This is a genomic window from Streptomyces sp. NPDC057445, from assembly GCF_042802855.1.
Classification (GTDB): domain Bacteria; phylum Actinomycetota; class Actinomycetes; order Streptomycetales; family Streptomycetaceae; genus Streptomyces.
In genome coordinates this window covers 147,693-161,174 of record NZ_JBHVDH010000014.1, presented here as the reverse complement: position 1 = coordinate 161,174, position 13,482 = coordinate 147,693, and the positions used below count along the sequence as shown (strand labels likewise).

9 protein-coding genes are annotated in these 13,482 nt (G+C 71.1%); 8 read left to right on the top strand and 1 reads right to left on the bottom strand.

From position 1 onward, the window contains the following. Positions 1-76 precede the first annotated feature (76 nt). The 6 genes from mmuM (at position 77) to ACFU5O_RS25960 (ending at position 9,440) form a co-directional block, all read left to right on the top strand. Positions 77-985, top strand: a complete 909-nt coding sequence (gene mmuM, locus ACFU5O_RS25985) for a homocysteine S-methyltransferase (protein ID WP_384244248.1) — start codon at positions 77-79, stop codon at positions 983-985. Between the two features lie 129 nt (positions 986-1,114). Then, a complete protein-coding gene (locus ACFU5O_RS25980) occupies positions 1,115-2,575 on the top strand; it encodes a 3' terminal RNA ribose 2'-O-methyltransferase Hen1 (RefSeq protein WP_384244247.1) in 1,461 nt (486 codons plus the stop codon). Beyond that, complete coding sequence (locus ACFU5O_RS25975; protein ID WP_384244245.1) at positions 2,572-5,124, top strand: polynucleotide kinase-phosphatase; 2,553 nt, start codon at positions 2,572-2,574, stop codon at positions 5,122-5,124. The genes ACFU5O_RS25980 and ACFU5O_RS25975 overlap by 4 nt, the downstream gene beginning before the upstream one ends. 359 nt (positions 5,125-5,483) lie before the next feature. After that, complete coding sequence (locus tag ACFU5O_RS25970) at positions 5,484-6,734, top strand: arginine deiminase (protein WP_384244243.1); 1,251 nt, start codon at positions 5,484-5,486, stop codon at positions 6,732-6,734. Between the two features lie 60 nt (positions 6,735-6,794). Then, entirely contained in the window at positions 6,795-7,808 is a 1,014-nt protein-coding gene (gene argF, locus ACFU5O_RS25965) for an ornithine carbamoyltransferase (RefSeq protein ID WP_384244242.1), read from the top strand. 171 nt (positions 7,809-7,979) lie between these two features. Further along, entirely contained in the window at positions 7,980-9,440 is a 1,461-nt protein-coding gene (locus ACFU5O_RS25960; protein WP_384244241.1) for an amino acid permease, read from the top strand. Here the strand turns inward: ACFU5O_RS25960 and ACFU5O_RS25955 are convergent. Next, positions 9,358-9,855 (bottom strand): ATP-binding protein, encoded by a 498-nt coding sequence (locus ACFU5O_RS25955; RefSeq protein WP_384244240.1) that lies wholly within the window; start codon positions 9,853-9,855, stop codon positions 9,358-9,360. The two genes, ACFU5O_RS25960 and ACFU5O_RS25955, sit on opposite strands and share 83 nt — an antisense overlap. A 449-nt stretch (positions 9,856-10,304) precedes the next feature. Here ACFU5O_RS25955 and ACFU5O_RS25950 point away from each other — a divergent pair, with 449 nt between their 5' ends. Next, a complete protein-coding gene (locus ACFU5O_RS25950) occupies positions 10,305-11,132 on the top strand; it encodes an enoyl-CoA hydratase family protein (RefSeq protein WP_384244238.1) in 828 nt (275 codons plus the stop codon). Beyond that, on the top strand, positions 11,117-13,423 hold the full coding sequence (locus ACFU5O_RS25945; protein WP_384244237.1) for a bifunctional salicylyl-CoA 5-hydroxylase/oxidoreductase: 2,307 nt from the start codon (positions 11,117-11,119) through the stop codon (positions 13,421-13,423). Before ACFU5O_RS25950 ends, ACFU5O_RS25945 begins: the two co-directional genes overlap by 16 nt. Positions 13,424-13,482 lie beyond the last annotated feature (59 nt).

Here is a 13,482-nt window from a genome sequence, read left to right as displayed (position 1 = left end):
TCGGGCCCGTCGGCCGAACCGGCCTTCCGACCCACCTCCCGGAGCCAGCCTTCCGACCCACCTCCCGGAGTCATCCGTGCAGCCCGTCCGCAGCCTCGCCGCCGCCCTCGCCGAAGGGCCGCTCGTCCTGGACGGCGGTCTCTCCAACCAGCTGGAGGCACAGGGCTGCGACCTGTCCGACGATCTCTGGTCGGCACGGCTGCTCGCGGACGCCCCCGAGCAGATCGGTGCGGCCCACACGGCATATGTGCGGGCGGGGGCACAGGTGCTCATCACCTCCAGCTACCAGGCGACCTTCGAGGGCTTCGCCCGGCGTGGGAAAGGCCCGGCAGAGGCCGCCGCCCTCCTGGCCCGCAGCGTGGACCTGGCTCGCGCCGCGGCGGGGCAGCCGGACCGGGAGGTGTGGGTCGCGGCCTCCGCGGGCCCGTACGGGGCGATGCTGGCGGACGGCAGCGAGTACCGCGGCCGGTACGGCCTCACGGTCCGGGAGCTGGAGACCTTCCACCGCCCCCGTATCGAGGCACTCGCCGCCGCCCGCCCCGACGCTCTCGCCCTGGAAACGGTGCCGGACACCGACGAGGCCATGGCCATGCTCCGCGCCGCACGGGGCTGCGGGCTGCCGCTCTGGCTCTCGTACACGATCGCGGGGCGGCGCACCCGGGCCGGACAGGACCTGGCGGCGGCCTTCGCACTCGCCGCCGACAACGACCAGGTGATCGCCGTGGGAGTCAACTGCTGCGAACCGGCCGACGTCGACCGTGCCGTTGAGGTCGCCGCCCGGGAGGCGGGCAAGCCGGTCGTCGTCTACCCGAACAGCGGTGAGCGGTGGGACGAAGCCGCGCGAACGTGGCGCGGCGGCGTCACCTTCGACCCGGCACGGGTGCGTGACTGGCAGGCTGCCGGGGCGCGGCTCGTCGGCGGATGCTGCCGCGTCGGCCCGGACCGTATCGCCGCGCTGGCAGCCCTCACCGGGCGACGGCCGTAGCGGCGGCCCACGCCACAGGAGGAATCGGCACGCTGTGCGGTCGCTGGACGAGGCCGCCCTTGCGCACGCTGCCGGGTGACCGCAGAAAACGCCTGGTCACAAGGAGCCGACCGGACAATACTCGGACGCGTGTTCCTGACGATCAGTACGACCGGTACTCCCGAGCGACCCGCCACCGATCTGGGCTTTCTGCTGCACAAGCATCCGGACAGGGCGCAGACGTTCTCCACCTCCCACGGCACGGCGCATGTCCTCTACCCGGAGGCGACCGCCGAGCGTTGCACAGCCGCGCTGCTGCTGGAGGTGGATCCCGTGGCGCTGGTGCGGCGGGGCAAGGGCAAGGGACGCGGCGGGGCGCCGGATTCCGCACTGGCGCAGTACGTCAACGACCGGCCCTACGCGGCGTCCTCACTGCTCTCCGTCGCCATGAGCACCGTCTTCAAGAGCGCGCTGCGCGGCGTCTGCCAGGCGATGCCGGAACGGGCCGAGAGCGCGCTTCCGCTGCGGATCGAGGTGCCCGCGCTGCCCGCGCGCGGCGGGGCGGAGCTGGTGCGGAAGCTGTTCGGTCCGCTCGGCTGGGCCACGGTCGACGCACAGCCGGTGGCGCTGGACCAGCGGTTCCCGGAGTGGGGCGACTCGCGGTACGTACGGCTCGTGCTGGAGGGAGAGCTGCGGCTCGCCGACGCACTGCGGCAGCTGTACGTCCTGCTGCCGGTGCTCGACGACGCCAAGCACTACTGGGTGGCGCCCGACGAGGTCGACAAGCTGCTGCGGGCGGGCGAGGGCTGGCTGGCCGAGCACCCCGAGCAGAAGCTGATCACCAGCCGCTATCTGTCGCGCCGCTGGGGGCTGACCCGGCAGGCGATGGAACGCCTCGAACTCGTCCGGCTGGCCGAGAGCGACGACCTCGAGATCGAGGACGTCGACAACGCCGTGGACGAGACGACGGACACCGACGAACGCCCGGTACCGCTCGCAGAGCAGCGCCGTACGGCCGTTCTGGCGGCCCTCCGGGCGGCGGGAGCGGCCTCCGTGCTCGACCTGGGCTGCGGGCAGGGCCAGTTGGTGCAGGCCCTGCTCAAGGACGTCCGCTTCACCGACATCGTGGGCGTCGACGTGTCCGTACGCGCCCTGACCATCGCCGCCCGCCGGCTGAAGCTGGACCGTATGGGGGAGCGCCAGGCCGGCCGTGTCACCCTGCTCCAGGGCTCGTTGACGTACACCGACAAGCGGCTGGGTGGTTATGACGCCGCTGTGCTCAGCGAGGTCATCGAGCATCTCGACCTGCCACGGCTGCCTGCCCTGGAATACGCCGTCTTCGGCTCGGCGCGCCCCCGCACGGTCATCGTGACCACGCCGAACTCCGAGTACAACGTCCGCTGGGAGACGCTGCCCGCCGGGCATGTCCGACACAGCGACCACCGCTTCGAGTGGACCCGCGCGGAGTTCCGGGACTGGGCGGAGCGGGTGGCCGGCCGCCACGGATACGGCGTCGAGTACGTGGGCGTCGGCGACGACGACCCCGAAGTGGGCCCCCCGACCCAGATGGCCGTATTCACCGTGACCACGAAGGAGGTGGAGGCGGCATGACCACCACCACCCGCACCCTGCCCGTCCCCGACCTCTCCCTCGTGGTGCTCGTCGGCGCCACCGGCTCCGGCAAGTCCACCTTCGCCCGAAGGCACTTCAGGCCCACCGAGGTGATCTCCTCGGACTTCTGCCGGGGACTGGTCGCCGACGACGAGAACGACCAGAGCGCGAGCGGCGACGCCTTCGACGTCCTGCACTACATCGTCGGCAAGCGCCTCGCCGCCGGCCGGCTCACCGTCGTGGACGCCACCAGCGTCCAGCAGGAGAGCCGCCGCCAGCTCGTCCGGATCGCCCGCGAGCACGACGTCCTGCCCGTCGCGATCGTCCTCGACCTGCCAGAGGAGGTGTGCGCCGAGCGCAACGCGGCACGCCCCGACCGGGCGGACATGCCACGCCATGTCATCCAGCGGCACCGCCGCGAGCTGCGCCGTTCGCTGCGCGGGCTGGAGCGCGAGGGCTTTCGCAAGGTGCACATCCTGCGCAGTCCCGAGGAGGTCGAAGCCGCCCAGGTCGTCATGGAGAAGCGCTACAACGACCTGCGGCATCTGACCGGCCCGTTCGACATCATCGGTGACATCCACGGCTGCAGCTCCGAGCTGGACAGCCTGCTCGCCACCCTGGGCTATATGGACGGGGCACATCCCGAAGGCCGTACCGCGGTGTTCGTCGGAGACCTCGTCGACCGCGGACCGGACAGCCCCGGTGTGCTGCGCCGGGTGATGAGCATGGTGGCCTCCGGCAACGCCCTGTGCGTGCCCGGAAACCACGAGAACAAGCTGGGCCGCTGGCTCAAGGGCAGGAACGTGCAGCTCACTCATGGGCTCCCCGAGACCGTCGAGCAGCTGGAGCGCGAGGACGAGCGGGACCCGCGGTTCCGCGAGCAGGTGCGGGAGTTCATCGAGGGCCTCGTCAGCCACTACGTACTCGACGAGGGGAAGCTCGTCGTCTGCCACGCCGGTCTGCCCGAGAAGTACCACGGCCGCACCTCCGGGCGCGTCCGCTCGCACGCGCTGTACGGCGAAACCACGGGCGAGACCGACGAGTTCGGACTGCCTGTGCGCTACCCCTGGGCAGAGGACTACCGAGGTCGCGCCGCAGTGGTCTACGGCCACACGCCGGTGCCCACCGCCTCATGGGTCAACAACACCATCTGCCTCGACACCGGCGCCGTCTTCGGCGGAAAGCTGACCGCGCTGCGCTGGCCGGAGCGCGAGCTCGTCGATGTGCCCGCGGAAAAGGTGTGGTACGAGCCCACCAAGCCGCTCGTCACCGAGGCGCCCGGCGGACACCAGGGCCGGCCCCTGGACCTCGCCGACGTCCACGGCCGGCGCATCGTGGAGACACGCCACATGGGCCGCATCGCGGTCCGTGAGGAGAACGCGGCCGCGGCTCTTGAAGTCATGAGCCGCTTCGCGGTCGACCCGCAGCTGCTCGCCTACCTCCCGCCGACGATGGCCCCGACCGCGACCTCGCGGGAGGAGGGCTATCTGGAGCACCCGGCCGAAACCTTCGAGCAGTACCGGGCGGACGGCGTCGCTCAGGTCGTGTGCGAGGAGAAGCACATGGGCTCGAGGGCGGTAGCGCTGGTCTGCCGCGACGCCGGCGTGGCGCGCACACGCTTCGGCGCCCACGAGGCGTCCGGCTCCCTGCACACCCGCACCGGGCGCCCCTTCTTCGACGACCCCCGGGTCACCGAGGAGGTTCTGGAGCGGCTGCGCGGAGCCGTCACCGCCGCGGGGCTGTGGGACGAACTGCGGACGGACTGGCTGCTGCTGGACGGCGAGCTGATGCCCTGGTCGCTCAAGGCGTCCGGCCTGCTGCGCAAGCAGTACGCGGCCGTCGGCGCCGCATCCGGAGCCGTGTTCCCCGGTGCGACGGCGGCCCTCGAAGCGGCGGCGGCACGCGGTGTCGACGTGGAAGGACTGCTGGAGCGCCAGCGCGAACGGGCAGCGGACGCGGCCGCGTTCACCGAGGCGTACCGGCGGTACTGCTGGACGACCGACGGTCTGGAGGGGGTGCGCTTCGCACCGTTCCAGATCCTCGCCACCGAGGGACGCTCCCTGGCTTCCGAACCGCACGACACCCAACTGGCCTGGCTGGACCGGCTGGTGGAGGCCGACGCCGGCGCCGGGTCCGGACTGCTCCAGCGCACCCGGCGGCTTGTCGTCGACACGGGGGACGAGGACTCGGTGCGCGCGGGTGTCGAATGGTGGCTGGAGATGACCGGCGCGGGTGGCGAGGGCATGGTCGTCAAGCCGCTGCAGGCGTTCGTACGGGACGACAAGGGCAGGCTCGTCCAGCCCGGGATCAAGGTGCGCGGGCGCGAGTATCTGCGGATCATCTACGGCCCCGAGTACACGCGCCCGGACAATCTGACCCGGCTGCGCAGCCGCTTCCTCGGCCACAAGCGGTCGTTGGCGCTGCGCGAGTACGGGCTGGGCCTGGAGGCCCTGGACCGGCTGGCCGACGGAGAACCGCTGTGGCGTGTGCACGAGGCGGTCTTCGCCGTACTCGCCCTGGAGTCGGAGCCGGTCGACCCCCGGCTCTGACGCCGGCCGTGCCCGCCCCGGCGAGAGGGGCGGCGCGGCCGCGTACCTCTGGCGCGCAGCTGCGGCGGCGGTGGTGGTGGCGGCGGAACCCTGCCACCGCCACCGCCGTGTCATGGGGTCCGGGAACGCGGCGTACGAGCGCGGCAGGCCCCGGCCCCGCAAAGGCCCCGACAGGTGGCGCCGTCGCGCCCGTCGGCGGTCGTGGACGCCGTCGTGCCCGTGGGCCGTCGCGCACGTCGTCCCGGGCGCGTCCGACATGCCCGGACCGTCCGGAAGTGGCAGTTTCCCGGACGGCACCGCCCGTCCCGCTTTACGCGCCGTGGTGGGCGGGGGCAGGGTCGGTCTGGGAACGTTCCCCCATGGGATTCCATGTCGACTCCGAGACCGGGCTGCTGCGCCGGGTCATACTGCACCGCCCCGATCTGGAGCTGAAGCGGCTCACGCCCACCAACAAGGACGCACTGCTCTTCGACGACCTCCTGTGGGTCCGGCGCGCCCGCCAGGAGCACGACGGCTTCGCGGACGTGCTCCGCGACCGCGGCGTCGAGGTGCATCTCTTCGGCGATCTGCTGCGCGAGTCGCTGGAGATCCCGGTCGCCAGAAAGCTGGTGCTGGACCGGGTCTTCGACGAGAAGGAGTACGGTCCACTGGCCACGGACCATCTCCGCGCCGCGTTCGACGTGATGGACACGGCCGATCTGACCGAGGCACTGATCGGCGGGATGACGAAACGTGAGTTCCTGGCCGGTCACTCCGAGCCCGCGTCCGTCCGCTTCCATGTCATGGACCTGGACGACTTCCTGCTCGATCCGCTGCCCAACCACATCTTCACCCGTGACACCTCCGCCTGGATCTACGACGGCGTCTCCATCAACGCGATGCGCTGGCCCGCCCGTCAGCGCGAAACCGTGCACTTCGAGGCGATCTACAAGCACCATCCCCTGTTCACCGGCCCGGAGGCAGGCGCGTTCCACCACTGGTCGGAAGGACAGCACGACTATCCGTCCACCATCGAGGGCGGGGACGTCCTGGTCATCGGCAACGGCGCGGTGCTGATCGGGATGAGCGAGCGCACCACCCCGCAGGCCGTGGAAATGCTGGCGCGCGGGCTCTTCGCGGCCGGCTCCGCACGGACGATCGTGGCGCTGGACATGCCGAAGGGGCGGGCGTTCATGCACCTCGACACGGTGATGACGATGGTGGACCACGACACCTTCACCCAGTACGCGGGCCTCGGCATGCTGCGCTCGTACACGATCGAACCGGCGGAGAGCGAGCGGGGCGTGGGGCTGCGCGTCACCGACCATCCGCCCGAGCACATGCACAGCGCCATCGCCGCCGCCCTCGGGCTCCAGGACATCAGGGTCCTCACGGCGAAGCAGGACGTGCACGCGGCCGAGCGCGAGCAGTGGGACGACGGCTGCAACGTCCTCGCCGTCGAGCCGGGGGTGGTGGTCGCATACGACCGCAATGTCACGACCAACACCCATCTGCGGAAGCAGGGCATCGAGGTCATCGAGATCCCGGGCAGTGAGCTGGGCAGAGGGCGCGGCGGCCCGCGCTGCATGAGCTGCCCCATCGAACGGGACGCCGTCGACCCGACCGTATAGCAATACGGATGTTCGTATATACTTCCATGGTCCCCGCATTTGCGACCCAGGAGCAGCCCCATGGCGACACAACTCGAAGGCCGCCACTTCCTCAAGGAGCTCGACTTCACCGCCGAGGAGTTCCTCGGCCTCGTCGGGCTGGCCGCCGAGCTCAAGGCCGCCAAGCGTGCGGGCGCCGAGGTCCAGCGGCTGCGCGGGAAGAACATCGCGCTGATCTTCGAGAAGACCTCGACCCGCACGCGCTGTGCCTTCGAGGTCGCCGCCGCCGACCAGGGCGCGTCGACGACTTATCTCGACCCCTCCGGTTCGCAGATGGGCCACAAGGAGTCGGTCAAGGACACGGCCCGGGTGCTCGGGCGGATGTTCGACGGTATCGAGTACCGCGGGGACAGTCAGGGGACCGTCGAGGAGCTCGCCGCGCACGCCGGGGTCCCCGTCTTCAACGGCCTGACCGACGACTGGCATCCCACGCAGATGCTCGCCGACGTGCTCACCATGACCGAGCACTGCGCCAAGCGCATCGAGAGCGACGGGATCGTCCTCGCCTACCTCGGCGACGCCCGCTTCAACATGGGCAACTCCTACCTCGTCACCGGAGCGCTGCTCGGCATGGACGTGCGGATCGTGGCCCCCAGGGCGTACTGGCCCGCGCAGGACGTCGTCACCCGGGCGAAGGGGCTGGCCGAGTCCAGCGGTGCCACGATCACCCTCACCGAGGACATCGCCGCGGGTGTCCGGGGGGCCGACTTCGTCGCCACCGACGTGTGGGTGTCGATGGGTGAGCCCAAGGAAGTGTGGGACGAGCGCATCAAGGCCCTCGCCCCGTACGCGGTGACCATGGACGTCCTGCGCGCCACCGGCAATGCGGACGTCAAGTTCCTGCACTGTCTGCCGGCGTTCCACGACCTCGGCACCAGGATCGGGCGCGAGATCCACGAGAGCCACGGTCTGACCGAGCTCGAGGTCACGGACGAGGTCTTCGAGTCCGCGCACTCGGTCGTGTTCGACGAGGCGGAGAACCGGATGCACACGATCAAGGCCGTACTGGTCGCCACGCTGGCGGCGAGTGAATAGCTATACGGGAATTTGCGGAGCCATGCGGCTTTTGGGTTACCATCTCTCCAGATGATCGCCACACAGGTGGGGTCCGGGCGCACCAGGCCCGGACCCCACTCTGCTGCGACTCCCGCTCCCGCCGCACCACCCCCCGCGGCGCCCCCGCACCACCCCGAAAGCGAACCACCCATGCGCATCAAAAGCCCTGCCCAGCTTGTCGCCGAATCCGGCGCCGACCGCGAGGGGCACGGCCTCCGACGGACCATGGGGCTCTTCCAGCTCGTCTGCTTCGGCGTCGGCGCGATCGTCGGCACCGGAATCTTCGTCGGCCTTTCCGACAGCGTGGCCGAAGCCGGCCCGGCGGTGGTCGTCTCGTTCGCCCTCGCGGCCATCACCTGCATCTTCACCGCGTTCTCGTTCGCCGAGCTGGGCAGCGCGATCCCGGTCTCCGGATCCTCGTACTCCTTCGCCTACGCCACCCTCGGCGAGCGCGTCGCCTTCCTCACCGGCTGGTGCCTGCTGCTGGAGTACGGCGTGTCCGTCTCCGCGGTCTCCGTGGGCTGGGGCCAGTACCTCAACGAACTGCTCGGCAGCCTCACCGGGCACGAACTGCCCGCCGCGCTGTCCAGTCCTCCCGGCGACGGCGGCATCGTCAACATCCCGGCCGTCGTCGTGATGCTGCTCGCCGCGACGCTGCTGGTCCGCGGTATGAGGGAGTCCGCACGCGCCACCGCCGCGATGGCCGTGATCAAGCTCGCCGTCCTGGTCCTCTTCTGCGCGGTCGCGTTCACGGCGTACCGCTCGAACAACCTGTCGCCGTTCGCCCCGCAGGAGCTCATGGGCATCACCTCGGGGGCGTCGCTCGCCTTCTTCTCGTACATCGGCTTCGACGCCATCACCACGGCCGGCGAGGAGGTCAGGAACCCGCGCCGCAACATCCCCCTCGCGATCATGATCTGCATCGGTGTCGTCACGCTGCTGTACTGCACCGTCGCGCTGGCCGCCATCGGTGCGATGTCCGCGGACGACGTCGCCGACAAGCCGGCCGCCCTCTCGCTGATCGTCGACAAGGTCACCGGCTCGGCCGTCGGCGGCGGCGTCATCGCCTTCGGCGCCGTGGTCGCGATCGCGTCCGTCGTCCTCGCGGTGATGTACGGACAGACCCGGATCCTGATGTCGATGTCCCGCGACGGACTCGTCCCGCGGGTCTTCCAGCGGGTCTCCCCGCGGACCTCCACCCCGGTCGCCAACACCTGGATCGTGGCCGCCGTCTTCGCCGTCCCCGCCGCCGTCGTACCGCTCGACGTCGTGATGAACCTGACGACCATCGGCACCCTCGCCGTCATGGCCGTGGTCAATGTCGCGGTGATCGCCCTGCGCCGCCGCCACCCGGACATCGAGAAGTCGTTCCGGGTGCCGCTCTTCCCCGTCAGCCCGGTCCTCGGAGTGGTCTTCTGCCTCTATCTGATGTGGGGGACCGGCTGGACGACCTGGGTCCAGTTCGCGGTGTTCCTCGCGATCGGCGCCCTGGTGTACGCGCTGTACGGGCGACGGAACTCGCGGCTCGCTACGACTCCGCCCCGGGCGAACGGGGAGACGGCACCCCAGGGGCCGCAGCCGGAGCGGGATCCGGAGCTCCAGGAAGCGTGAACCAGACCGCCTTGCCGTAAGCGGTGGGGCGGTGCCCGCAGGCCGAGCTCAGGGCGCGGATGAGCAGCAGACCGCGGCCGTGCTCCTGCCATGGATCGGGCACGACGCCGTCCGGCCGGCCTGACAGGCCGCCGGGCGGCGCAGGGTCATGATCGTGCACCTCGATCTGGCAGCCCGTCGGCAGGAGCTCCACGACCAGCTGGATCGGGGTGCCGCCCGGGGTGTGCTCGACCGCGTTCGCGACGAGCTCCGCCGTGAGGAGCTCCGCCGTGTCGCTTTCTGCCGCCGCGTCGAGCTCGGCGAAGGCAGCCCGGACCAGGGCGCGCGCCATCGGCACGGCGGCCGTGGTGTGGGGCAGCGCGAGCCGCCACGCGGCGGTGGTCGCGGCCGGCTCGGGGGCGGTGGCGTTGAACAAGGGAGTGATCCGTTCGCGGTGCTCCGTGCTTCCGGTGCCCGGCGACGACCGGGACCGGGGGCAACCATACGAAACGGATATACGCGATCAAGAGCCCCCGGGGCGTCGGAACCGGGACCTGTGCCCCACCTGATACGGGACCTTTGCCGGTCCGCGACCGTGTGACGGTCCGTCGGCAGCGGGCAGCTCCCCGTCCGACCGGTTTGGGTACTTTTGTGCCCGCCCGCGTCCGCCCGCGTCCGCCCGCGTCCGCCCGCGTCCGCCCGCGTCCGCCCGCGTCCGCCTGTGCCCGCAGGTTGCGCATCCGTATCCGGTGCGCATCCGCGTGCGCACCGGCACACGGTCCCGTCGTATAGCGCACTCGTGACGGGAGTCACGTAGAAGTGATAACTTCGTAGAGCAGGCATAAGTCGCAGGCACCAGCCGGCAGCCCGAGGGAGGCCGCGTCCATGAGCCCCTTTCCCAGCTCCGCGCCCCGTACCGACGAATGGCGCCATCTTCGGCTGACCAGGCAGGACGGCGTCGCCACCGTCACTCTCGACCGGCCGGAGAAACTCAACGCGCTCACCTTCGGCGCCTACGCCGATCTGCGCGATCTGCTCGCCGAACTGTCCCGGGAGCGATCCGTACGAGCCCTCGTCCTCGGCGGCGAAGGGCGCGGCTTCTGCTCCGGCGGCGACGTCGACGAGATCATCGGCGCCACGCTCGCCATGGACACCGCCCAGCTCCTCGACTTCAACCGGATGACCGGCCAGGTCGTACGAGCCCTGCGCGAATGCCCCTTCCCCGTGATCGCGGCCCTGCACGGCGTGGCCGCGGGCGCCGGTGCCGTCCTCGCACTCGCCGCGGACTTCCGCGTCGCCGACCCGACGGCCCGCTTCTCCTTCCTCTTCACCAAGGTCGGACTCTCCGGCGGCGACATGGGCGCCGCCTATCTGCTGCCCCGCGTCGTCGGGCTCGGGCACGCGACACGGCTGCTGATGCTCGGCGAGCCGGTCAGAGCCGTCGAGGCCGAGCGGATCGGACTGATCAGCGAGCTCACCGGCGAAGGTGAGGCGGACAAGGCGGCGGCTGCTCTCGCCCGCCGCCTCGCCGACGGCCCCGCCCTCGCGTACGCCCAGACCAAGGCGCTCCTCACCGCCGAACTCGACATGCCGCTCGCCGCCGCCGTCGAACTGGACGCCGCGACCCAGGCACTCCTGATGAACGGCGAGGACTACGCAGAGTTCCACGCCGCCTTCACGGAGAAACGCGCCCCGAAATGGCAGGGGCGCTGATCATGGGCGCCCCCGCCAGGCCCCCACTGCGCGTCGCCGTCATCGGCGGCGGGCCCGGCGGGCTGTACGCCGCAGCACTCCTCAAGCGACTCGACCCGGCCCGGGACATCACCGTCTGGGAGCGCAACGCCCCCGACGACACCTTCGGCTTCGGTGTCGTCCTGTCCGACGAGACCCTCGGCGGCATCGAGCACGCCGACCCCACCGTCTACCGGGCGCTCCAGGAGGAGTTCGTACGCTGGGACAACATCGACATCGTCCATCGCGGCCACACCCTCACCTCCGGCGGACACGGGTTCGCCGCGCTCGGCCGCCGCCGGCTGCTGGAGATCCTGCACGAACGGTGCGCGTCGCTCGGCGTACGACTGCGACTGCGCACCGAGGCCCCGCCCGCGGCCGAACTCGCCGCCGGCCACGACCTCGTCATCGCCGCCGACGGCGTGCACAGCCTCACCCGCGCGGCACACGCCGACGCCTTCGCCCCCGATGTCACCACCCACCGCTGCCGCTACATCTGGCTCGCCGCCGACTTCGCCTTCGACGCCTTCCGCTTCGAGATCGCAGAGACCGAGCACGGCGTGATGCAGCTTCACGGCTACCCCTACTCACCCGGTGCGTCCACCGTCATCGTCGAGATGCGCGAGGAGGTCTGGAGGGCCGCCGGACTCGACGAATGCGACGAGCAGCAGTCCGCAGAACGGTGCGCGAAGATCTTCGCCGACGCGCTCGGAGGCCGCCCCCTGCGCGGCAACAACTCCGCCTGGACCGCCTTCCGTACCGTCGTCAACGAGCGCTGGTCGCACGGCAACACCGTGCTGCTCGGTGACGCCGCCCACACCGCCCACTTCTCCATCGGCTCCGGCACCAAGCTGGCCGTCGAGGACGCGCTCGCCCTCGCCGCCTGCATCGAGGAACAGCCCACCCTCCCCGACGCGCTCGCGGCCTACGAGACCGAACGCAGGCCCGTCGTCGAATCGACACAGCGTGCGGCAGCCGCCAGCCTCCGCTGGTTCGAGGAACTCGGAACGTATCTCGGCCAGCCACCACGCCAGTTCGCGTTCAACCTCCTCACCCGCAGCCGCCGCGTCACCCACGACAACCTGAGGCTGCGCGACCCGGCCTTCACCGCGGCCGTAGAAGGCGACTTCGGCTGCCCGCCCGGCACGCCACCGATGTTCACCCCCTTCAGGCTGCGCGGGCTGACCCTGCGCAACCGGGTCGTCGTCTCGCCCATGGACATGTACTCCGCCGAAAACGGCGTCCCCGGGGACTTCCACCTCGTCCACCTCGGTGCCCGGGCACTCGGCGGAGCCGGACTCGTCATGACCGAGATGGTCTGCGTGAGCGCCGAAGGCCGTATCACCCCCGGCTGCACGGGCCTCTACACCGACGAACAGGCCGCCTCCTGGCGCCACGTCACCGACTTCGTCCACACGGGCTCACCCGGCACCGCCATCGGCGTCCAACTCGGGCACTCCGGGCGCAAGGGCTCTACCAGGCTCATGTGGGACGACATGGACGCCCCGCTCCCCGACGGCAACTGGCCCCTCGTCGCCGCCTCGCCCCTCCCGTACCGGCCCGGCGTCAACCAGGTCCCCCACCAGCTCGACCGGGCCGGACTCACCACGATCCGCGAACAGTTCACCGCCGCGGCGGACCGCGCCGCACGCTGCGGATTCGACCTGCTCGAACTCCACTGCGCCCACGGCTATCTGCTCTCCGGCTTCCTGTCCCCCCTCACCAACCGGCGCACCGACGCCTACGGGGGTTCCCTCGCGGCACGGATGCGCTACCCGCTCGAAGTCTTCGACGCGGTCCGCGCCGTCTGGCCCGACGACCGGCCGATGACCGTCCGGATCTCCGCCACCGACTGGGCACCCGGCGGCACGACCGCCGACGACGCGGTGGAGATCGCCCGTGCCTTCGCCGCGCACGGCGCCGACGCCATCGACGTCTCCACCGGCCAGGTCGTCCCCGGGGAACGCCCCGAGTACGGCCGCTCGTACCAGACCCCCTACGCCGACCGGATCCGCAACACCCTTCGCGTCCCTGTCATCGCCGTCGGCGCCATCTCCTCCTGGGACGACGTCAACTCCCTGCTCCTCGCGGGGCGCGCCGACCTCTGCGCCTTGGGCCGACCCCACCTCTACGACCCTCACTGGACCCTGCACGCCGCAGCCGACCAGACGTACACGGGCCCCGCCGCCCCCTGGCCGCTGCCCTACCGCGCCGGCAGCCGCAAACCCCCCACCGGCCGCACCGACGCACCCAAACCACGCCTCACACTCTGACCCGTCCCTGAGGCGCCCGCGGCAGCACGCACGGCCCGGAACCGTGGACGGCCCTGGCC

Coding starts and splice junctions, on each gene's coding strand:
- ACFU5O_RS25975 (WP_384244245.1), top strand. CDS start 2,572: ATGACCACCACCACCCGCACCCTGCCCGTCCCCGACCTCTCCCTCGTG.
- ACFU5O_RS25970 (WP_384244243.1), top strand. CDS start 5,484: ATGGGATTCCATGTCGACTCCGAGACCGGGCTGCTGCGCCGGGTCATA.
- argF (WP_384244242.1), top strand. CDS start 6,795: ATGGCGACACAACTCGAAGGCCGCCACTTCCTCAAGGAGCTCGACTTC.
- ACFU5O_RS25960 (WP_384244241.1), top strand. CDS start 7,980: ATGCGCATCAAAAGCCCTGCCCAGCTTGTCGCCGAATCCGGCGCCGAC.
- ACFU5O_RS25950 (WP_384244238.1), top strand. CDS start 10,305: ATGAGCCCCTTTCCCAGCTCCGCGCCCCGTACCGACGAATGGCGCCAT.
- ACFU5O_RS25945 (WP_384244237.1), top strand. CDS start 11,117: ATGGCAGGGGCGCTGATCATGGGCGCCCCCGCCAGGCCCCCACTGCGC.